This window comes from Mycobacterium sp. IS-1496, from assembly GCF_001499995.1.
In the GTDB taxonomy this organism is placed as follows: domain Bacteria; phylum Actinomycetota; class Actinomycetes; order Mycobacteriales; family Mycobacteriaceae; genus Mycobacterium.
Map to the genome: position 1 here is coordinate 46,170 of NZ_LQIU01000024.1, position 19,519 is coordinate 65,688.

At 69.0% G+C, this 19,519-nt stretch carries 18 protein-coding genes and 1 pseudogene; 5 read left to right on the forward strand and 14 right to left on the reverse strand.

The features are described from left to right. Position 1 precedes the first annotated feature (1 nt). Positions 2 to 1,159: an acyl-CoA dehydrogenase family protein gene (locus tag AU195_RS14560; RefSeq protein WP_059159779.1), complete on the reverse strand. Its 1,158-nt coding sequence runs from the start codon at positions 1,157 to 1,159 to the stop codon at positions 2 to 4. Between the two features lie 65 nt (positions 1,160 to 1,224). Between AU195_RS14560 and AU195_RS14565 the strand changes: the two genes are divergently transcribed. The 3 genes from AU195_RS14565 to AU195_RS14575 are packed head-to-tail and all read left to right on the forward strand — an operon-like array spanning position 1,225 to position 4,650. Continuing rightward, positions 1,225 to 2,223 (forward strand): MaoC family dehydratase, encoded by a 999-nt coding sequence (locus AU195_RS14565; protein ID WP_082703069.1) that lies wholly within the window; start codon positions 1,225 to 1,227, stop codon positions 2,221 to 2,223. A 31-nt stretch (positions 2,224 to 2,254) separates the two neighbouring features. Then, entirely contained in the window at positions 2,255 to 3,358 is a 1,104-nt protein-coding gene (locus AU195_RS14570) for a CoA transferase (protein ID WP_059159781.1), read from the forward strand. After that, on the forward strand, positions 3,352 to 4,650 hold the full coding sequence (locus AU195_RS14575) for an amidohydrolase family protein (RefSeq protein ID WP_059159782.1): 1,299 nt from the start codon (positions 3,352 to 3,354) through the stop codon (positions 4,648 to 4,650). The genes AU195_RS14570 and AU195_RS14575 overlap by 7 nt, the downstream gene beginning before the upstream one ends. 10 nt (positions 4,651 to 4,660) lie before the next feature. Here AU195_RS14575 and AU195_RS14580 read toward each other — a convergent pair whose 3' ends face one another. Continuing rightward, positions 4,661 to 5,533, reverse strand: coding sequence for a potassium channel family protein (locus AU195_RS14580; RefSeq protein WP_082703070.1), 873 nt, complete (start codon positions 5,531 to 5,533; stop codon positions 4,661 to 4,663). Positions 5,534 to 5,628: 95 nt separating this feature from the next. Next, complete coding sequence (aceA, locus tag AU195_RS14585) at positions 5,629 to 7,923, reverse strand: isocitrate lyase ICL2 (RefSeq protein ID WP_059159784.1); 2,295 nt, start codon at positions 7,921 to 7,923, stop codon at positions 5,629 to 5,631. A gap of 119 nt (positions 7,924 to 8,042) precedes the next feature. Here aceA and AU195_RS14590 point away from each other — a divergent pair. Beyond that, a pseudogene (locus tag AU195_RS14590) lies at positions 8,043 to 8,830 on the forward strand (SDR family NAD(P)-dependent oxidoreductase). Here the strand turns inward: AU195_RS14590 and AU195_RS14595 are convergent. The 10 genes from AU195_RS14595 to AU195_RS14640 all read right to left on the reverse strand — a co-directional run bounded on the left by AU195_RS14595 (position 8,827) and on the right by AU195_RS14640 (position 16,793). After that, the gene (locus tag AU195_RS14595; RefSeq protein ID WP_059159785.1) at positions 8,827 to 9,609 is read right to left on the reverse strand and encodes a GntR family transcriptional regulator; all 783 of its coding nucleotides are present in this window, start codon (positions 9,607 to 9,609) and stop codon (positions 8,827 to 8,829) included. The pseudogene AU195_RS14590 and the gene AU195_RS14595 overlap by 4 nt on opposite strands. Positions 9,610 to 9,677: 68 nt before the next feature. Continuing rightward, positions 9,678 to 10,457: a 3-oxoacyl-ACP reductase FabG gene (gene fabG / locus AU195_RS14600; RefSeq protein WP_059159786.1), complete on the reverse strand. Its 780-nt coding sequence runs from the start codon at positions 10,455 to 10,457 to the stop codon at positions 9,678 to 9,680. A 43-nt stretch (positions 10,458 to 10,500) separates the two neighbouring features. Further along, entirely contained in the window at positions 10,501 to 11,493 is a 993-nt protein-coding gene (locus tag AU195_RS14605; protein ID WP_059159787.1) for a phosphotransferase enzyme family protein, read from the reverse strand. Next, on the reverse strand, positions 11,493 to 12,146 hold the full coding sequence (locus AU195_RS14610) for a hypothetical protein (RefSeq protein ID WP_059159788.1): 654 nt from the start codon (positions 12,144 to 12,146) through the stop codon (positions 11,493 to 11,495). Before AU195_RS14610 ends, AU195_RS14605 begins: the two co-directional genes overlap by 1 nt. A 47-nt stretch (positions 12,147 to 12,193) precedes the next feature. Continuing rightward, complete coding sequence (locus AU195_RS14615) at positions 12,194 to 12,475, reverse strand: BMC domain-containing protein (protein ID WP_059096702.1); 282 nt, start codon at positions 12,473 to 12,475, stop codon at positions 12,194 to 12,196. A 40-nt stretch (positions 12,476 to 12,515) separates the two neighbouring features. Next, positions 12,516 to 12,776 (reverse strand): EutN/CcmL family microcompartment protein, encoded by a 261-nt coding sequence (locus tag AU195_RS14620; RefSeq protein WP_059159789.1) that lies wholly within the window; start codon positions 12,774 to 12,776, stop codon positions 12,516 to 12,518. Further along, positions 12,773 to 13,306: a hypothetical protein gene (locus AU195_RS14625; protein WP_059159790.1), complete on the reverse strand. Its 534-nt coding sequence runs from the start codon at positions 13,304 to 13,306 to the stop codon at positions 12,773 to 12,775. Before AU195_RS14625 ends, AU195_RS14620 begins: the two co-directional genes overlap by 4 nt. Further along, positions 13,303 to 13,908 (reverse strand): BMC domain-containing protein, encoded by a 606-nt coding sequence (locus AU195_RS14630; RefSeq protein WP_059159791.1) that lies wholly within the window; start codon positions 13,906 to 13,908, stop codon positions 13,303 to 13,305. Before AU195_RS14630 ends, AU195_RS14625 begins: the two co-directional genes overlap by 4 nt. 3 nt (positions 13,909 to 13,911) lie before the next feature. Beyond that, positions 13,912 to 15,489 carry an aldehyde dehydrogenase family protein gene (locus AU195_RS14635; RefSeq protein WP_082703071.1) on the reverse strand — a complete coding sequence of 526 codons (1,578 nt, stop codon included), beginning with the start codon at positions 15,487 to 15,489 and terminating at the stop codon, positions 13,912 to 13,914. 26 nt (positions 15,490 to 15,515) lie between these two features. Beyond that, on the reverse strand, positions 15,516 to 16,793 hold the full coding sequence (locus AU195_RS14640) for a class-III pyridoxal-phosphate-dependent aminotransferase (RefSeq protein WP_059159801.1): 1,278 nt from the start codon (positions 16,791 to 16,793) through the stop codon (positions 15,516 to 15,518). A 150-nt stretch (positions 16,794 to 16,943) separates the two neighbouring features. Between AU195_RS14640 and AU195_RS14645 the strand changes: the two genes are divergently transcribed. Next, positions 16,944 to 18,476, forward strand: coding sequence for an APC family permease (locus AU195_RS14645; protein ID WP_059159793.1), 1,533 nt, complete (start codon positions 16,944 to 16,946; stop codon positions 18,474 to 18,476). On the opposite strand, the gene AU195_RS14650 is transcribed toward AU195_RS14645, so the two are convergent. Then, a complete protein-coding gene (locus AU195_RS14650; protein WP_059159794.1) occupies positions 18,449 to 19,378 on the reverse strand; it encodes an alpha/beta hydrolase in 930 nt (309 codons plus the stop codon). The two genes, AU195_RS14645 and AU195_RS14650, sit on opposite strands and share 28 nt — an antisense overlap. Between the last annotated feature and the right edge of the window lie 141 nt (positions 19,379 to 19,519).

Consider the following 19,519-nt stretch of genomic DNA (forward strand, 5'->3'; position numbering starts at 1 on the left):
CCTAGATCCCGCCCCTGGCGACCAGTTGGGCGGCGATCACATTGCGCTGGATCTCGTTGGTGCCCTCGCCGACGATCATCAACGGGGCGTCGCGAAAGTAGCGCTCGACGTCGTACTCGGTGGAATAGCCGTAACCGCCGTGGATGCGAACGGCGTTGAGCGCGATCTCCATCGCGACCTCGGAAGCGAAGAGCTTGGCCATCCCGGCCTCCATGTCGGCGCGCTCGCCGCTGTCGTAGCGTTCGGCGGCATAGCGGGTCAACTGCCGGGCGGCGGTCAGCTTGGTCGCCATGTCCGCCAGGTAGTTGCCGATCGACTGGTGCTTCCAGATCGGCTGTCCGAAGCTCTCGCGCTCCTGGGCATAGCGCAGCGCGTCCTCGAGCGCGGCCGTCGCCACCCCCAGCGCGCGTGAGGCGACCTGGATGCGGCCGGTCTCCAGGCCCTTCATCATCTGCGCGAAGCCCCGGCCGGGTTCTCCGCCGAGGATCGCCGACGCGGGCACCCGGCAGTCGTCGAAGACGAGCTCACAGCTCTCGACGCCCTTGTAGCCGAGTTTGGGCAGGTCGCGGGACACCGACAGCCCGGTCGTGCCCTGGTCGACGAGCACCACCGAGATGCCCTTGTGCCGCGGGGTGGCGGTCGGGTCGGTCTTGCACAACAGCGCGATCAGCCCGGACCGGCGGGCGTTGCTGATCCAGGTCTTCGAGCCGTTGATGACCAGGCCACCGCCCTCGGACGGCATCCCGGTGGTGATCATGTTCTGCAGGTCGGATCCGCCGCCCGGTTCGGTGAGCGCCATCGTCGCCCGGATCTCGCCGGTGGCCATGCCGGGCAGGTAGGTGCGCTTCTGTTCCTCGGTGCCGAACAGCGTCAACAGCTTCGCGACGACGGTGTGTCCGCCCATCGCACCCGCCAGGCTCATCCAACCGCGGGAGAGCTCCTGGGTGACCTCGACGTAGCAGGGCGTCGAGACGGGAGAGCCGCCGTACTCCTCGGGGATCGCCAGCCCGTAGATGCCGATGCGCTTCATCTGCTCGACCCACGCCTCGGGGTATTCGTTGGCGTGTTCGACCTCGCGCACGGTCGGCTTGACGTCGCGGTCCACGAACGTGCGGACCGTCTCGACCAGCATGGTCTCTTCTTCACTCAACCGGCTCATGGTTCCCCTCGCAAATGTACGGCCATATTGACACAGCGAATGAACCACTGCCAGCATGTGCGGCTGTGACTTTGTACGGCCATTTCGCCGGTGGGCCCTACTTCGACGACCTCGCGCATGGGCAGGTGTTCGACTCGGCGCCGACGATGACGCTGTCGGCCGGCGCCGCCGCCGTGCACCAGTCGATCCTCGGCGACCGCCTGCGACTGGCGCTCGACGGTGAACTCGCCGCCGCGGTCACCGGTGCGACCGCCCCGCTGGCCCACCCCGGCCTGGTGTGCGACGTGGCGATCGGCCAGTCGACGCTGGTGACCCAGCGCGTCAGGGCGAATCTGTTCTACCGCGGGCTGGCGTTCCACCGCTATCCCGTCCTGGGCGACAGCCTGTTCACCCGCACCGAGGTCGTCGGGCTGAAGCAGAACTCGGCGAAACCGGGCCGCGCCCCGACAGGGTTGGCGGCGTTGCGGATGACCACCGTCGACCAGGTCGGCCGGCTGGTGCTCGACTTCCACCGCTGCGCGATGCTGCCGTTGCGCGACGCCGCCGCCGACACCGGCCACGCCGACGACCTCTCGACCATCGGCGCCGCCACCCCGGTGCCCGATCCGACCGCCGACTGGGACGCGCCGGCCTACCGGACCCGGGTGCCGTCCGCGTCGTTCGATTCCGGGCTGGCCGGCACGGTGCTGCACAGCACCGCCGACGTGGTCAGCAGCGCCCCGGAGCTGGTCCGTCTGACCCTGAACATCGCTGCCACACATCATGATTCACGGGTCGGCGGCGGCAGGCGACTGGTCTACGGCGGGCACACCATCGGGCTGGCGCTGGCGCAGGCGACGCGTCTGCTGCCGGATCTGGTGACGGTGTTGGCGTGGGAGTCGTGTGACCACACCGGTCCGGTGTACGAGGGCGACACGCTCTACAGCGCCCTGCACGTCGAGGGCGCCAGGCCGCTGCCCGGTGGGCGTGGCGGGGTTCTCGACCTGCGGTCGCTGGTCTACGCCGTCGACGACGAAGCGGACCGCCCGGTGCTGGACTGGAAGTTCTCCGCGCTGCACTTCTGACCCGGATCAGCGCGCGCGGGACAATGGACCGGTGAGTGTGTTCGCGATCCCGGCTGCGGTGCTCACGCATGCCGCACGCACCGCCGAGGCGCTGCCGGTCGAGGTCGACGTCCCGGAACTGCTGACGGGCCGCGCCGCACTGCTCGGCCTGCCCGCACCCGGCCGGATCTCCGCGGGCGGAGCGTCGCGGCTGATGCGGGCGCGCGACGGGTGGTGTGCGTTCACGCTGTCCCGCCCCGACGACATCGCCGCCGTCCCCGCCCTGGTGGAGACCGACGGCATCGGTGCGGACCCGTGGCGGGCGGTCGCCGAGTGGACGGCCGGCCACCCGGCGGTCGAAGCCGTCGGGCGGGCTCGTCTGCTCGGTTTGCCCGCCGCGGTGCTCGCCGAGACGGCCCAGGCACCGCCGGTCGTCACACGGATCGCCCCGCAGGCCGCGCCGCGTCCGTGGGCGGACCTGCTGGTGGTCGAGCTCGCATCGATGTGGGCCGGGCCGCTGCTGGGCCGGTTGCTCGCCCGCGCAGGCGCGACAGTCGTCAAGGTCGAGAGCGCGTCACGCCCGGACGGCACGCGGGGCGGACCCTCCGAGTTCTTCGACTGGATGAACAACGGGAAACAGTGCATCACAGTCGATTTCGAGAATAATGCCGAACTGGCCACCCTGCTCGCGGCGGCGGACGTGGTGATCGAGGGGTCTCGGCCCGCGGCGTTGGCGCGGCGCGGTCTGGGCCCGGGCACGGCCCCGGCGCGGGACGGGCGGGTGTGGGCGCGGATCACCGGCCACGGCACCTCCGGGCCGGGCGCGGACTGGGTGGCGTTCGGCGACGACGCCGCCGTAGCGGGCGGTCTGGTCGGCGGGTCCGGCCCCGGGCCGGTCTTCGTCGGTGACGCGATCGCCGATCCGCTCACGGGGCTGACCGCCGCGCACGCGGTGACCGAGTCGCTGCGCCGCGGCGGCGGGGAACTGGTCGAGGTCTCGATGGCGGCCGTCGCGGCGACTCATACCGCACATGCCGCCACCGGTGTCGTCGAGCTGGTCGCCCGCCGTCCCGGCCCGTCGCAGCCCGCATCGCGCCTGGGTGCCGACAATGCCGCAGTCCGCCGGCTACTCGAAAGCCGCAGGGCGACATGCTGATACGGCGAGCCACCCTGCTCGACAGGGCACGCGTGGACATTCGGACGACGGACCGCATCGTGGACGTCGCCGCGAGCCTGACGCCTGCGCGCGGTGAGACGGTGCTCGACGCGGGCGGCGCGACGGTGATCCCCGGCTTATACGACCACCACGTCCACCTGCACGCGGCCGCGGCCGCCCTCGACTCGGTGCGGGTCGGACCCGCCGACGTACGGGACCGCGACGGACTGGCGCGGGCGCTGAGGCTCGCGGTACCCGGCGACGACGGCTGGATCCGCGCGGTCGGCTACCACGAGGCGGTCGCCGGATCTCTGGACCGAGCGCTGCTCGACGAGCTGAACCCAGCAGTGCCGGTGCGCGTACAGCACCGGAGCGGGGTGCTGTGGACGGTCAACTCTGCGGGGCTCGAACGCCTCGGCCGAGGCGACCACCCCGACGGGCGGCTCCGCAGCGCCGACCCGCAGTGGGGTGCCGAACTGGAGCGCCGAGCGGTTCCGCTCGGTGAGCTCAGCAGACGACTGGCACGCCGCGGCGTCGTTGGTTTCACCGACGCCACACCCGATCTCGATGTCGGGGCGGTGGGGCAGTGGAGTGGGGAGATCCAGCAACGCCTGCACGTTCTGGCGCCGGGTAAGCGGATCCTGCACGACGACGGACTCGACCTCGACGAGCTGACGAGGTGGATCGAGGGCCGCCACGGCGACGGTGTGCCGGTCGCGGTGCACTGTGTCACCGCCGCCCAACTGGTGGTCACACTCGCCGCGCTGCGCGTCGCCGGCGTGCATCCACGTGACCGGATCGAACATGCCGCCGTGGTGCCCGACGACTGCCTCGTCGATCTGGCACGCCTCGGCGCGACAGTGGTGACGCAACCCGCTTTCGTCGCCGAGCGCGGAGATCAGTACCGCACCGACGTCCCGGCCGCCGAACACCACGAACTGTGGCGTGTGGCAACCCTTCTCGATGCCGGTGTCGAGGTGGCCTTCTCGACCGACACCCCGTTCGGTGACGGCGACCCGTGGGCGGCGATGCGGGCCGCCGTACACCGCCGAACACCGTCCGGGGCCACCCTCGGCCCGCGCGAATGTGTCGATGCCGCAACGGCTCTGGCCCTGTTCCTGGGCGCCGCCGAGAACCCCGCGACACCGCGCACCGTCGCCCCCGGGCAAACCGGCGACCTGTGCGTGCTGGAGGGCTCGCCGCGGGACGTGCTGGCCGACCTCGACGGCGACCGGGTGCGGACGACGATCGTCGGGGGTGCGGTGGTCTGGAGAGCCGCCGAGTGGACGTGAGAAGCCGGGTTCAGCCGGTGTGCCGGTGATCGACGGCATAGGCCTGCACGACGGCGACGGTGCCACCGCCGAGCTGTAGGAACTCCTGGTCGAGCACTTCGGCGAGGCTGTCGACGGCGGTGGTCATCAGCAGTCCCGCCATACGGGTCGTTGGCTGCGCACTGGCTGCCGCCTCGGCGGCGAGCTGGGTCGCGTAGTCCAGCGATACCGCCAATGACGCATCGGTTTCCAGGTCGCGGAAGTAGTAGGTGGCGCTGTACTGGTTGAAGTCGTTTCGCGCTTCGACGATGCTGCCCGCCAGCGACGTGAGGACGTCGACCGGGACACTGTCGATCGTCAGTCCGGGATCGGCCTCCCGCGCCCGCCGCAGCGTCGAGAGCTGCAGCGCCAGCACGCGTCGGCGGTGCAGCGCAGGGTATATCTCGAGCACCCAGGACACTGCGGCCGTGAGGAGCATGAAGCCGAAGAGCGCCTCGACGGGGGCGGCCAGCCGCAGTGTCACCGACGTCGGCACGACGTCGCCGAACCCGAGCGTCGAGATGGTGACCAGCGACAGGTACAGCGAGTCGACGAAAGCGTGCCGCTGATCCGGTTTCAGCTCAGAGCCGTACGCGAAGCCCTCAGGCATCTGCGCCCAGTAGATGAGCGTCCAGCCGAGCACGGCGATCACACCCCAGGCGAGCACGACCATGGCGATGCCGAGCGGCCCTGTCAGCCCGGCCATCCGGCGCTGCGCGGGCAATAGACCCAGCAGCCGCCAATTCACCCTCATCACCAGCGGCGCGATACTGCCGTTGCCGACCGGGTGGAACAGCGTGTGGAAGACGTCCCGCACGATGACGGCGATCAGCACGATGCCGACCACCGCGGCTGTCCACTCCATTTGAGGCGTCCCCTCGATCGCCGGGCGTGCGTTTGCGCAGATGTCCGTCCATCACCCATCGCGGGAGGCGTTGAGCAGCGGCTCAGCGCTGCACGTCAGTCCTCCTTGCGGATCAGCCGTCCGAGCGCTTCGCGGTCGGGCGCCAGCAGCTCCTCGATGCGCGCGCGGTTGACCTCGGCGACGATGATCTCCCCGACGTCCTTGTGCACATCGCTGAAGATGCCGTGGGACTTCATCTTCTCGGTCTGGTAGACGTTGTCCTCCGTAGGCGTCACGTAGTAGACCGCGTCGGCCTTGAAGCGGTGCACGAGCCACAGGTGGATCAGCGTCATCAACCGCTTCTGGCGCAGCTTCTCGGCGTAGGTGTTCTGGTCGCGCACCGTCAGGATGCTGCGGCCGTACCGGTCCTTGATCGGGTCGACCAGCACGTCGGCGAGCTTCTCCTCCCCGCCGTCGCGCTCGCCGTAGATGCCGAGTTCGAGCACCTCACCGCCGGCGCGCCGCGGACGCAGCGCGACGCGCAACTTCTCCCCGAGCTGATAGTGCTCACCCCACAGCGCCAGCCAGTCCTCGAGCAGCTTCTTCGGCACCTCGGTCTGCACCAGGTGCTGATGCTGGGTGGAGCCCTTGCCCATCGCCTTGGTGGTGGCCGTGCGGCCGGACGACGCGAGCAGGGCGGCATCGCTGCGCGGCCCGCCGACCAGTGTCTGCGGTGTGCGGTAAGGCGATTCGACCAGCCGCATCTTGCGCTGCAGCCGGGCCAGCGCGAGCATGCCGTCCTGCCGCAGCGCGGTGGCGAACTCCTCGGAGGCCACACCGTCGACCTGGTGTCCGCCGTAGGTGATGAAGTTGAAGACGAAGCCCATCTTGCCGAGTTCCTCGGGGAAGGCCCGCATCTCGTCGTCGGTCATCCCGGTGGTGTCCCAGTTGAACGACGGCGACAGGTTGTAGGCGAGCATCTTGTCGGGGAATTCGGCGTGGACGGCCTCGGCGAACTCCCTGGCGTCGGCGAGGTCGGCGGTCTTGGTCTCCATCCACAGGATGTCGGCGAACGGCGCGGCGGCCAGCTGCTTGGCAATCGCATACGGAATGCCGCCGCGCAGTTGGTAATACCCCTCGGGGGTCTTCGCCAGCTCACAGTCCCACTCGACGTCGACGCCCAGCTCGCGGGCCTTCCTCCCGGCGGTGTACAGCGAGGCCCGCTTGGCGAACTGCTGCCACTCGTCGACACCCATCGCGAACGCCTCGCCGTCGCGTTCGGCGAACTCCAGCCGGGCGGCCACCGCCTCGGCGTAGGTCTTGAGCCCGGCGTCCTCCTCCCAGGCGGCGATGAACTGCGATTCGACGTCGTCGTAGAGCGCGTCGTTGCTGGGGTCGCCGTCGGAGCGCCACTGGTCGGCCGCCTTGGCGATGACCTCGGCGATGCCGTGGCGTTCCAGCCAGGCGCGCGCGGTCTCGTACTCCCCGTCGGGCAGCCAGTAGAGCAGGTGGCCGTTCAGCGCGGTGACGCCGGCGTCGTAGAAGCTGCGCATCATCGCCAGGAAGCACGACTTGTACGACGGGATCGACAGATTCGTCGCGCCGAGCAGGAACGGTTGATCGCGTTCGTCGGCGCGGCTGTCGATCAGGTTCGCGGCCTCGGCGTCGGTGCGGGCGACGATGATGCCCGGCACGCCCATGATGTCGAGCTGGAAGCGGGCGGTGTTGAGGCGTTTGATCTGTTCGTCCGACGGCACCAGCACCTTGCCGCCCTGGTGTCCGCACTTCTTGGTGCCGGGCCGCTGGTCCTCGATGTGGTAGCCGGGCACCCCGGCCTCGACGAACCGCCGAATCAGGTTGCGCACGTGCGGATCACCGCCGTGTCCGGTGTCCGCGTCGGCGATGATGAACGGCCGGAAGTCGTACACCGGGGTCGTCGCACGCTGCTGGTCGTTCATCCGCAGCCGCAGGTAGTGCTGGTTGCGGTCGGCGGTGAGCAGCGCGCGCACCAGACCGGCGGCCTCGTCGGGCACCTGGCTCAGTGGGTAGCTCGCCAGGTCGGGTCCGGGATCCTCGTCGGTGGACCCCTTGGCGGAGGTGGCCCAGCCGCCCAGGTAGATGCCCTCGATGCCGACCCGCTTCATGGTCACGGCCTGGCCCGGCGAGTACGGGCCGAAGGTGGTGATGCTCTTGCCCTGCGAGAACAACTCGCGAAGGCGCGGGTAGAAGGCCTTGGCGGCCTCCCGGGCCACGGTGTAGTCGACGGGGATTGTGCCGCGCTGTTCGACGACCTGCCGGGCCGTGTAGAGGCGGGTGATGCCCTCGAACCGCGGGCTGTCGAAATACCGCTGCGTGTCGGCGACCTGTTCGTCGAAAGATGCTGTCGCCTGAGATTCCGCGTGGATGGTCACCGTGCGCTCCTCGTTGAGCCGTGTGCGTCGAGGACCCGGAATTCGAGGTCCTCCATGTGCCCGACGATACGACGGTCGGTGCGCGCGGGTGGTTACGTTGGACCAATGAAGGTCCAACGATGAAGCTCACCGGATACACCGCACTCGTGACCGGCGCCAGCGGCGGGATCGGCGAGGAGTTCGCCGCCCGGCTCGCCGCCGACGGCGCCAATCTGATCCTCGTCGCCCGGCGCACCGAACGGCTCGAGGAGTTACGCACCAGGCTGCTCGGGCGCCACCCCGGCATCGACATCGACGTCCTGTCGGCCGATCTGGGGGTGCCCGGGGCGGCCTCCTCGCTCGCCCAGCAGGTCGACGCTCTCGGGCGTCGCGTCGACGTGTTGATCAACAACGCCGGCATCGGCCTGCACGGCCGCTTCGCCGAACAGGACCCGGCGGCCAACGCCGCGCAGATCCAGCTCAACTGCGTCACCCTCGTCGAACTGACCGGCCACTTCCTGCCGGCGATGATCGCCGCCGGACACGGGGTCGTGCTCAACGTCGGGTCGACCGCCGGCTTCCAGCCGGTACCCAGCATGGCGGTGTACGGCGCGACCAAGGCGTTCGTGTTGTCGTTCTCCGAGGCGCTGTGGCAGGAGACCCGCGGGTCGGGCGTCAAGGTGTTGACGCTGTGCCCGGGCGCCACCGAGACGGAGTTCTTCGACCGCACGGGCAAGAGCTTCATGACGCGCGGGCGTCAGAGTTCGGCGCAGGTGGTGGACACGGCGCTCAAGGCGCTCGACCGCCCGTTCCCGACGGTGGTGTCCGGTCTGCACAACCGCATCCTCGCGCTCGGTTACGGATCGCGCCGCGGCCGGTGCTGGCAATGGTCTCCGAACAGCTGATGAAGGCGACCGGGCAGGGTTAGACGGCGAGCTGGCTCTGGAGTGTGACCGAGGCGGTGTTCGCGTCGGGCCCGTTGCCGAGCCCCTTGCCGATGCCCCTGCCCTGCGCCGTGACGGCGAGGTAGATGCGGTCACCGCGGAACAGGTCGCGTGAGAACTCACACGGCGTCCCCGCGCTGTCGTAGGTGACCCGGGTGATCAACAGCAGTGCGGACTTCGGCTTCACCCCGAGCAGCGACGCCTCCGTCGTGGTGGCGTTGACCGCCTCGATCCGCTCGTCCGCCCGACCCGGCACCAGGCCGTAGCGGCTTTCGAGGACCTCGTAGATCGAGCCGCCGAGTTGCTGTTCGAGCAGCCCGGGGAACGCCTCGGCCGGGAACTGGGCGAGCTCCAACGAGATCGGTGACCCGTCGGCCAGCCGGAGCCGCTGGATCTCCACCACGAAGTCGGTGGGTTGCAGCCGCAGGGCGGTCTGGGTGGCGCCGTCGACCGCCGCGATCTTCGTCGACAGCACCCGGGTGCCCGCGACGTAGCCCTGGTTGGCCAGGAACGCCGGCACCCCGACCACGTCGGCGAGGTTGCGCTCGACCTGGCCGTGGCTGATGAAGATCCCGCCCGCGCGCCCGATCACCCGGTGCACCATGCCGGCCTCTTCCAGGGCGGCCAGCACCTGCCGCAGGCTCGACCGGCTGGTCCCGTACCGATCGGCCAGGTCGCGTTCACTGCCCAGCTTCGCCCCGGGGACGCCTGCGTTGATGTCGGCCACGATCCGGCGCCGCAACTCCTCGCTGTGCGTCGGCACCGGCTGACCTCCCGTGTCGCGGTGATTTGGTAGAACCAATTCTAGCGGCCCCCCGTCGGCCGGGAAGGTTACAACTCGGCGATCGCCTGATGAGACTCGGGCAGGATCTGCCCGCCGTCGACGATGAGGCTCTGGCCGGTGATGTAGCCGGCCTCCTCGGTCGCGAAGAACAGCGCGGCGTTGCCGATGTCGGCGACGCTGCCCAGGCGTCCGGCGGGGATCGCCGCGGCCATCTGGTTCATGTAGTCCTCACCCATGTCGACCAGGCCCTCGGTCATGATGTTGCCGGGCAGCACCGCGTTGATGGTGATGCGCTTGGGCGCCAGTTCCATTGCGGCGGTGCGGATGAAGCCGAGCTGCGCGGACTTGCTCGCACCGTAGTGCGACCAGCCGGGGTATCCGGTGACCGGTCCGGTGATCGACGAGGTGACGATGACGCGGCCGTGCCCGCCGGCCGCCAGCGCCGACAGCGCGGCCTGCACGATGTAGACGGTGCCCTTGAAGTTCACCGACAGGACCTGCTCGATGTCCTCGGGGGTGAGTTCCTCGAGCCGGCCGGACGGGAAGATGCCTGCGTTGGCGCAGACGATGTCGAGCCCGCCGTGGCGCTCGACGGCGGTGTCGACCACACGGCGGCAGTCGGCGGGGTCCGCGACGTCGGCGGCCAGCCCGCTGACCGTCCCCGGCTTACCGGACAGGTCGGCGACCGTCGTGTCGATGTCGGCATGGTTGCGTCCGGTGATGAGCACGTCGACGCCGGCGTCGGCGAAGACCTCGGCGATTCCTCGGCCGATGCCCTTGCTGCCGCCGGTGACGATCGCGGAGCGGCCCTGCAGTGATGTGAACATGTGCGGTCCTATGGGGTCGCGGGGGGGGGTGGGGGAGGTGGGGTCAGGCGAGTCGGCGGCCGTCGGTGCTCAGATAGCGTTCGGCGAGCGCGCAACTGCCCGCGGCGTAACTGATGGCCTTCGTCTTGGATTCCCTGGAATGGCTGTGGGTGCCCATCCACGCCAGCAGCAGCAAGCGCCGCAGGAACACGAACGAGGCCAGCATGTCCTCGTCGGCTGTGGTCATCGGGCGCCGGCTGCGGTAGCCCTCCACCCAGGAGGCCTGCCACTCGGGTAGCGCCGGATCGTCCTCGATGAACGACACCGCGGTGCCGAAATCGTAGAAGAACCAGCCGAACCCGCAGTCGTCGAAGTCGATGACGGTGATCGTGGGCGGATCGACCAGCAGATTGGCCAACCGCAGGTCGGCGTGGATGAGCCCGTAGCGGTCCGGTCCGCTGCCGTACTCGGCCAGGCGTTGCCGCAGCAGTTCCTGAGCGCGTTCGAGCAGATGGCGCTCCTCGGACCCGACGCCTTCGGCGTCATGCCAACGGCCCCAGCGGGGTCGGTCACCCAGGCAGTGCTCCCAGTCCCAGGCGAAGCGCCCGAAACCTTCGGGCCGGGTCCAGGACCGGGAGTGGTCGTGCAGCGCCGCGGTGATCGCGCCGAGCGTGCGGAAGTCGTCCAGCGTCACCGACCCCTCATCGGGTTCGGCGCCGCCGACCATCCCGAAATGCACGACGTGCCGGGCTGTTCCGTTGTGGTCGACGGTCACGACCCGCCGGCCGTCCCGCGTGGGCAGCACCGTCGGCACCGTGACGTCGCTGTCCCGGCGCAGCGCCTCGAGCCAGTCGAGTTCCGACTCGATCTCGTGCGGACGGTGGTAGTTCTGGCGGTGCACCCGAAGTATCGAGCAACTCTGGTCGTCGGCGCACTCGACGAGGTAGGTGGCGTTCTCCGACAGGTTCAGCAGGCGCAGGGTCGAGTTCGCCGGCAGGTCGTAGTCGGCCAGCGCCCGCTCGGCGACCTCGACGTCGTCGGCGATGACCTCACCCATCAGTGATCGCGTCCTTCGATCGCGGCGAGCACCGAGGTGATGCGGTCCCGCGCGGTGGTCACATCCTTGACCGAGCCACCGATGTAGAGGCGGCCGGCCGCACCGATCATCTGCACGTCGACCACCGTAAGTCCCGGTGCGGCCCGTTCGGCCTCGTTCGCGGCCACCGCCGCGAACAATGCCGGGGTCATCTCGTACACCAGCAGCGACTGACCGGGCAGGATCATCGAGGCCTGACGGTTGCGGTTGAGGATCACCGCGTGCTGGTCGGTGATGTCGGTGATGATGTCGTGATAGAGCACCCGCGGCCGCAACTGGTCACTGGCCTTGTTGCCGGTTCCGGTGAGGATCGCCTCCCCGGCCCGGCGGACGTCGGACAGGCTGGCCGAGTGGATCTCCAGCACCCCGAACTGCCGCTCCACGTAAAGGATTCCGGGCTGGATGCCCGGCACCTCGCGCAGCGCCAGGTCGATCACCCGCTCGATGGCCAGCGCCGGGGACACCTCGACGATGAGCGCGTGCTCACCTTCGTAGGGCGGGTATCCCCTGGCGCGGGTCGGCGTGCCGAGATAGGCGGCGAACTGCCGTTGCAGATCCTCCACCAGCAGGTACACGCGGATGTCGGTGCGCGTCCCCGATGCCGTCGCGGGCATGGCCGTCACTTCCTTCGAGATGGTGCCGAGAGCGTGCGGCAGTGGGGTTACTGAGCGTTGACGGCGAAGTGTGCGCCGAGTTCGCTGTGCGGCCGCGGAATGACGTGGACGCTGACGAGCTCGCCGACCTGCGAGGCCGCCTCGGCGCCGGCTTCGGTGGCGGCCTTGACCGCGCCCACCTCACCGGTGACGATGACGGCGACGAGGCCGTCGCCGACCTGCTGACGGTCGGTGATGCTGACGTTGGCCGCCTTCACCATCGCGTCGGCCGCGGCCAGCGCCGCCACGTAGCCCTTGGTCTCGATGAGACCGATTGCGTTGCTGGGCATTGTTTCTCTCCTGTATCTCTTGTCGATCTCGTGGTGTCCGTCAGCGCACTTGCGCGGAGCCGGGGTCGTCGATGGAGCCGATGATCAGTGCGTCGACGGGCGGTGGGGTGCCGGTGAACCAGTTGGCGGCCACCGAACCCTGCGCGATCAGCACCCGTTCGCCCAACCCGGTGCCGAGCACGTCGAATGCGACCATCCGGCTGCCCGAGCCGTCGATCTCGACTTCGAGGAAGGCGCCCGCCGGGATGCCGTCGATCCGGCGGGTGGACCACACGTTTCCGGTCACGGTCGCGGCGATCATCTGCGCTTCTCCTTCTCGATGGACACCCCGAGCGTCCTGGCCTTCTCGCGCGCCAACGGCGTGAGCACCGCGCGGGGTCCGAGCACCAGTGAGGCGCCGGCGGCCGCGATGTCGGCGATGTGCCGTTCGGTGACGGCGCCGCTGTCGATGCGCCGGGTCTGGCCGCGGCCACCCGTCGTGGCGCCGGCCAGCCGGAAGGTCAGCCGACCGGCTTTGAGATCGGCACGGCTCTTGGGGTTCTCGAAGAGCCGGAGCAGCGAGCGGACGAAGGTGTCGAGTTCACGGTCGCTCGTCAGGCGCACCGACTCGCAGCGGTGCCTGCCGTCGGCGGCCAGTGGGCCGCTGGGCGTGACGCCGAACTGGTCGGCCACCGTCTGCACGGGCGGTGGTGCCGGGCTGGGTGCGGGCGCGGGCCGGGGGGCGGCCGTCGGTGCGGCCACGGCGCCGTTCTTCCCGGCGAGGTCCTTGACCGCCTCGCGCACGACTTCCCGTACCAGGGAGCGTAATTCGGCGCGGTCGATGGCGCTCACGCGGTGCTCCTGGCGAGGGCGTCCTGGGCCGCCTCGGCGGCCTGGCGGATGTCGGCCTCGGTGCCCGACAGGTAGACCCGGCCGGTGGCGCCGATCATCCGGAAGTCGACGACCTTGATGTCGGCGGCCTTCTCGGCTTCGTTGGTCGCCAGGATCGCGTACGAGGCCGGGGCGACCTCGAGGACGAACAGGGATTCGCCGGCGAGCACCATCGAACCGATCTTGTTGCGGTTGATCAGGAATGCGTGCTGGTGGTCGATGCTGGAGATGATGCGCGAGGCCAGGATCGTGGGCCGCACCGCCGAATCGAGCTCCTGGCCCAGGGATTCGAGCGCGGCGTCGGCGGCCGCCTTGACCGCACCCGTCTCACCGTGGAACTCCAGGTAACCGAATTGCCGCTCCACGACCAGGATTCCGGCCTTGACCTCGGCATGCTTGAGCGCCACGTCGGTGATGCCCTCGATGTCGAGGCCGGGGGCGACCTCGATGATCTGGGCGGCCATGTCGGCGCGTGGCAGCGCACCCTTGATCCAGGTGCCCAGGTACGACATCGTCTGCGGCTGCAGCCGGTCGATGAAGATGAAGGAACGCAGTTCAGCCACGACTCACCTCTTGATCAATTGTGCGAGCTCTTCGACGACCAGCGCCCGCAGCTCGGCCCGCAGGGCCTCGATGCTCGGGTCGGCCGCGCGGCGCACCGCCTGGCCGCCGCGGGGCGGTGCCGCCCGGGGTGTGTCGCGATCGTTGGACGCCCGGGGGTATTCGGGGACCGGACCCGCGGGCGACCGCCACGGGTCGATCCCGGCGAAGCTCGGCATGGCCACCCCGGGAGCGCTGTTGTAGGCGATGCGCGCCCAGTTCATCAGGTTGTCGGGGCGCAGGTTCTCCCCGATGGAGCTGCGGCCGACGAAGCCGGTGCCGATCGTCATCGACGGCGCCAGGTTGGTCTCCAGGCCCGAGCTGCCGGTGCTGTTGCCGACGTTGACCGATACCCGCAGCACCGGCACCTGGGTGGCGAATTCGGTGATGACCGAGGCGTCTTCGCTGTGGATCGCCGCCGAGTGCCCGGCGCCGCCGATGCGCACCACCGCCCGGGCCGCGCGGATACCGCGCGCCGCGTCGGGCACGGTGGTCATCCCGATGACCGGTGAGAGCTTCTCGTGGGCGAGCATCTCTTCGCTGATGACGTGACCGAACGGTGCGACGAGGACGCGGGTCTTGGGCGTGACCCGGATACCGGCCTGCGCGGCGATCCACGCGGCGTCGCGGCCCACCACGTCGGTGTTGAGATGACCGTCGGCGAACATGTACGCGCGCAGGCGATCTGTGGCGTCGGCGTCGAGGATGTGCGCACCGGCACGGGTGAGCGCCGAGCGCAGCGCGTCGGCGATCGACTCCTCGGCGATCAGCACCGACTCGTTGGTGCACAGCACCGAGTTGTCGAAGGCCTTGCTGTCGACGATGCGTGTGGCGGCCGCGGTGATGTCCGCGCTGGCGTCGACCAGAACGGGGACGTTCCCTGGTCCGACGCCGAGCGCCGGGGTGCCCGACGAGTACGCGGCGCGCACCACACCGGTGCCGCCGGTGGCGACGATGACGTCGGTGCGCTCGTCGGCCATCAACGCCTCGACCAGCGGAATCGACGGCTCCTCGACCACCTGGACGATGCCGTCGGGCGCGCCGGCCGCGACGGCGGCGTCGGCGAGCAGGCGGGCCGCGTCGGCCGAACACTGTTTGGCCCGCGGATGCGGCGCGACGACGACGGCGTTGCGTGTCATCAACGCCAGCAGGACCTTGAAGTAGACCGTGGAGACGGGATTGGTCGTCGGGGTCAGGGCCAGCACGACGCCCGCGGGCCGCGGGATCTCGACGATCTTGTTGACCGGGTCCACCCGGGGTGAGACGAAATCCTGTCCGCGGTAGAAGTCGACGATGCCGCGGGAGCAGGCCTGGTTCTTGAGGACCTTGTCCGCGACGACGCCCATCCCGGTCTCGGCGACGGCCTCCGCGGCGAACCGTTCGGCGGCGCCGTACGCGGCGTCGGCGACCGCTGCGGTGATGGCCTCGACGGCGGCCTGGTCGTAGTCGGCGTAGGCGCGCGCGGCCCACCGGGCGCGTTCGAGCATGTGGCCCGCTGACGCGATATCCCGTCGCTCCGCTCGCCCAGATCGCCCAGACGCGATCTCCCGTCGCTCCGAAGCAGACTCGGTCACGGTCTTCCCTTCCTGGCCGCCGTCATCGCCCGGCCCACCGCGACCTCCAGTCGGTCCAGCACGTCCTCACACAGATCGCGGCCCAGCAGCAGACCGGGTTTGAACTGCAGCACACGGGGATCGAGTGTGGAGAAGATCGCCCACACCCCGTTCTCGTAGAGTTCGCGCATCACGAATTTGGCGCCCTCGGGGTGGTCGAACTCCAGCCCGATCACGACGCCGTTCTGCCGGATCCCGATGAACCAGTCCGGGTAGTCGGCCTGGATGCGGCGCAGTCCGGCGTCGAAGATGTCGGCGATGTAGTGCACCATCGAGCGCACCTCGGGCCTCGTGGTGATCTCGAGGGTCTTGATCGCCGCGACGCACCCCAGTTCGGCGCCGCCGAAGGTCGAGATGTGGGCGAACCCGTCCTGGTCGAGCCACTGGGCGGCCCGGTCGCCGAGCAGCGCGGCGGTGATCGGGTAGACCCCACCGGACAGGCCCTTACCGGTGACCAGGATGTCGGGTTCGATGCCGTGTTTGGTGATCGCCCACAGTTCACCCGTGCGCATCAGCCCGGTCTGGACCTCGTCGGCGATGTAGAGCGAACCGTACTTCTGGGTCAGGGCGTGGACCGCTTCGAGGTAACCCGGTGGGGGAAGCGGGAATCCGTACGTCGCGGGGATTGTCTCCATGATCACCGCGGCGACGTCGTTACCGCTGAGTGCCTGCTCCATCGCGGCGACGTCACCGAACGGCACCTGGATGAACTCGTCGGGCCGGTCGGACAGGAACAGTTTGGCGAACCGCTCGTCGCCCGTGGCGACGGCCAGGCCGGTGTGGCCGTGGTAGGCCTTGATGATCGAGACGATCTTGCGGCGTCCGGTGGCGTGGCGGGCGCTCTTGAGCGCGATGTCGATCGCCTCACCGCCGCCGGAACCGAACGCCACCTTCTTGATCGAATCGGGCGCGGTCTCCACGAGGCGCTGGGCCAGCGCCGTGCGCGCCACCGACGGGAAGTGGTGGTTGCCGACGTCGAAGATCTCCATGCCCTGCGAAACGGCCTGCATCACTTCGGGATTGCGATGGCCCAGGTTGTAGGTGCCGCCGTTGAGGTGCATGTCGATGAGCCGGCGACCGCTCATGTCCCACAGGAAGTAGTCCTGCCTGCGGTCGATCACCAGATCGACGCCGGCGTCTGTCCAGAACTGCGTCTTGTCCGGATTCCAGAACGTCTTCGCCCGGTCCAGCACCTGAGTCTTGGACTCGAACGAGAACGTGCCGTAGTCGTACACGCGGCCCACCGTAAAAGGTCGTAACCATTTATGTCAATGGTTCGCTCTACCGGTTGCGGGGACCTATTGGTAGTGCCAATATACGTAGCGGTCCCGATGTGGCTCAGGCCACAGAGGCCTCCCCTTGGCAAGCAGGAAGGCATCCCGTATATGGCGGATCAAGCCGTTACACCACAGAAAACTCCAGCTCAGGGCGTTCAGCGATTGAAGCGCAACGCCGTGGGCACGCTCGGCGTGATCTTCATGGCGGTCGCGACCGCAGCGCCGATCACCGCAATGGTCGGCAACGTCCCGATCGCCGTCGGCTTCGGAAACGGTTCCCATGCGCCCGCCGGCTATCTGGTCGCGACGATCGTGCTCGGGCTGTTCGCGATCGGTTACGCGACCATGGCCAAGCACATCACCGCCACCGGCGCCTTCTACGGCTACATCTCACACGGGCTGGGCCGCATCGTCGGGATGGCCAGCGGCCTGCTGATCACGATGGCCTACATCGTGTTCGAGGCGTCGCTGATCGGCATCTTCGCGTTCTTCTTCAAGAACTTCCTGTCGTCGCAGTTCGGCATCGACATCCACTGGATCATCCCGGCGCTGCTGATGTTGGCGCTCAACGCGATCCTGACCTACTTCGACGTCAACCTGACCGCGAAGGTGCTCGGTGTCTTCCTGGTGACCGAGATCGTCATGCTCGCCCTCGGCGCGGTGGCGGTGCTGGTCAAAGGCGGCGGGCCGGAGGGCTTCGTCGTGGCCGAGACGCTGAACCCGATCGGCGCGTTCACCCCGGCGGCCATCGCCGGCGCCAGCGCGGGACTCGGCCTGTTCTTCGCGTTCTGGTCGTGGGTCGGCTTCGAGTCGACCGCGATGTACGGCGAGGAGTCCAAGGACCCCAAGCGGATCATCCCGCGCGCCACCATGATCGCCGTTCTGGGCGTCGGACTCTTCTACGTGTTCGTGTCGTGGATGGCGATCGCGGGCACCGGGCCGTCGAAGGCCCTCGAGCTGGCGCAGAACGCGGACACGTCGTCGGAGATCTTCTTCGGTCCGGTCCGAACGACCTACGGCGAGTGGGCGATCACGCTGTTCAACATCCTGCTGGTGACCGGTTCGTTCGCCTGCGGCATGGCGTTCCACAACTGCGCCTCGCGCTACCTGTACGCACTCGGGCGTGAGGGTCTGTCGAGTGGTCTGCAGAAGACCCTGGGCGCGACCCACCACAAGCACGGGTCGCCGTACATCGCGTCGTTCGTGCAGAGCGGTATCGCCCTGGTGCTGATCCTGGCCTTCTTCGCCGCGGGTATGGATCCGTACGTGCACATGTACACGCTGCTGGCGATCCTGGGCACGATGGCCATCCTGATCGTGCAGTCGCTGTGCGCGTTCGCGGTGATCGCGTACTTCCACTTCCACAAGGAACACCCGTCCAGCGCGCACTGGTTCAAGACGTTCCTGGCCCCGCTGATGGGCGGCATCGGCATGCTCTACGTCGTCTACCTGCTGTGGGAGCACAAGGAGTCGGCGGCGGGTACCGCGTCGGGCACGCTGCTGTTCAAGATGACGCCGTGGATCGTGGTGTCGGTCTTCGTGATCGGCGCGGCGCTGGCCACGTACTTCAAGTACCGCGACGCCCGCCGCTACGACATGATCGGACGGATCGTCTACGACGACAGCGAGGTTCGTGACTGATCCTCGGTGAAGGCCTGCCGGAGGGTGTCGCACTGGCTCCGGAAGAACGCCCGCGACACGTCGGCCTTCGGCAGGACCCCGTCGAATCCGTGGAAGGCGCCCTGGACCACCTCGACCCGGCACGGCACGCCGGCGGCCCGTAACCGCTCGGCGTACGCCAGATCCTCGTCGTGGAACAGGTCCAGGGTGCCGACACCCACCCACGCGGGCGGCAGGCCTTCGAGATCGTCGCGGCGGGCGGGCACCGCGACGTCGGGGTCGGCGTCACCGAGGTAAGCGGCCCAGCCGAACCGGTTGCTGGCCTGGTTCCACAGCCGGTGCCCGGGACTGTCGAGGCCGTGCCGCTCGACGGTCCGGTCGTCGATCATCGGATACACCAGAAGCTGTGCGACCGGCTCGATCTCGCCGCGGTCGCGGGTGAGCAGGGCGAGTGAGGCGGCCAGTCCGCCACCCGCGCTGGCCCCGCCGATCGCCACCCGCCGCGGGTCCACCGACGGCAGCCGGGCCAACCACGTCAGCGCGGCGTAGCAGTCCTCGACCGGCGTGGGATACGGATGCTCGGGCGCCAGGCGGTAATCGACCGAGGCGACGGTGATGCCGAGTTCGCGGCAGAACCGGCGGCACAGTTCGTCGTCCTGTGCGGCCGTGCCGATGACGTATCCGCCGCCGTGGATCCACAGCAGCGCCGGCGCGGGGACGGGTACCCCCGTCGGCCGGAACAGCCGGACCCGCACCCCCGAGGACAGCGTGAGCTCCTCGATGTCCTTGGGTGTGCGCTTGCCCTGCAGCCGGGTCACCATCCGCATCACCGGCAATGTCACCGGGGTGATCACCTGCCGCGGGATGTAGCGGGCGACCTTGCGCAGGTCGGGGTGGAAGTCGGCGGTACTCGTGTCCGGCATCTGACCAGTAATACCGCACGCAAGCAATTTCAACCGTTGACTCTGCGGGGAGATCGCATTTCCGGCGGCGGTTTCAAGCGGTCGATGCAACACCCTTCTGATTGAGGAGTGTTGTGGGTTCGAATCGTGTGTTGCGGTCGA

What these genes read in the sequence shown, in the direction of transcription:
- AU195_RS14560 (WP_059159779.1), bottom strand. Translation starts at nt 1,159, where the DNA reads ATGAGCCGGTTGAGTGAAGAAGAGACCATGCTGGTCGAGACGGTCCGC.
- AU195_RS14575 (WP_059159782.1), top strand. Translation starts at nt 3,352, where the DNA reads ATGCTGATACGGCGAGCCACCCTGCTCGACAGGGCACGCGTGGACATT.
- AU195_RS14580 (WP_082703070.1), bottom strand. Translation starts at nt 5,533, where the DNA reads ATGGAGTGGACAGCCGCGGTGGTCGGCATCGTGCTGATCGCCGTCATC.
- fabG (WP_059159786.1), bottom strand. Translation starts at nt 10,457, where the DNA reads ATGTTCACATCACTGCAGGGCCGCTCCGCGATCGTCACCGGCGGCAGC.
- AU195_RS14605 (WP_059159787.1), bottom strand. Translation starts at nt 11,493, where the DNA reads ATGGGTGAGGTCATCGCCGACGACGTCGAGGTCGCCGAGCGGGCGCTG.
- AU195_RS14610 (WP_059159788.1), bottom strand. Translation starts at nt 12,146, where the DNA reads ATGCCCGCGACGGCATCGGGGACGCGCACCGACATCCGCGTGTACCTG.
- AU195_RS14615 (WP_059096702.1), bottom strand. Translation starts at nt 12,475, where the DNA reads ATGCCCAGCAACGCAATCGGTCTCATCGAGACCAAGGGCTACGTGGCG.
- AU195_RS14620 (WP_059159789.1), bottom strand. Translation starts at nt 12,776, where the DNA reads ATGATCGCCGCGACCGTGACCGGAAACGTGTGGTCCACCCGCCGGATC.
- AU195_RS14645 (WP_059159793.1), top strand. Translation starts at nt 16,944, where the DNA reads ATGGCGGATCAAGCCGTTACACCACAGAAAACTCCAGCTCAGGGCGTT.
- AU195_RS14650 (WP_059159794.1), bottom strand. Translation starts at nt 19,378, where the DNA reads ATGCCGGACACGAGTACCGCCGACTTCCACCCCGACCTGCGCAAGGTC.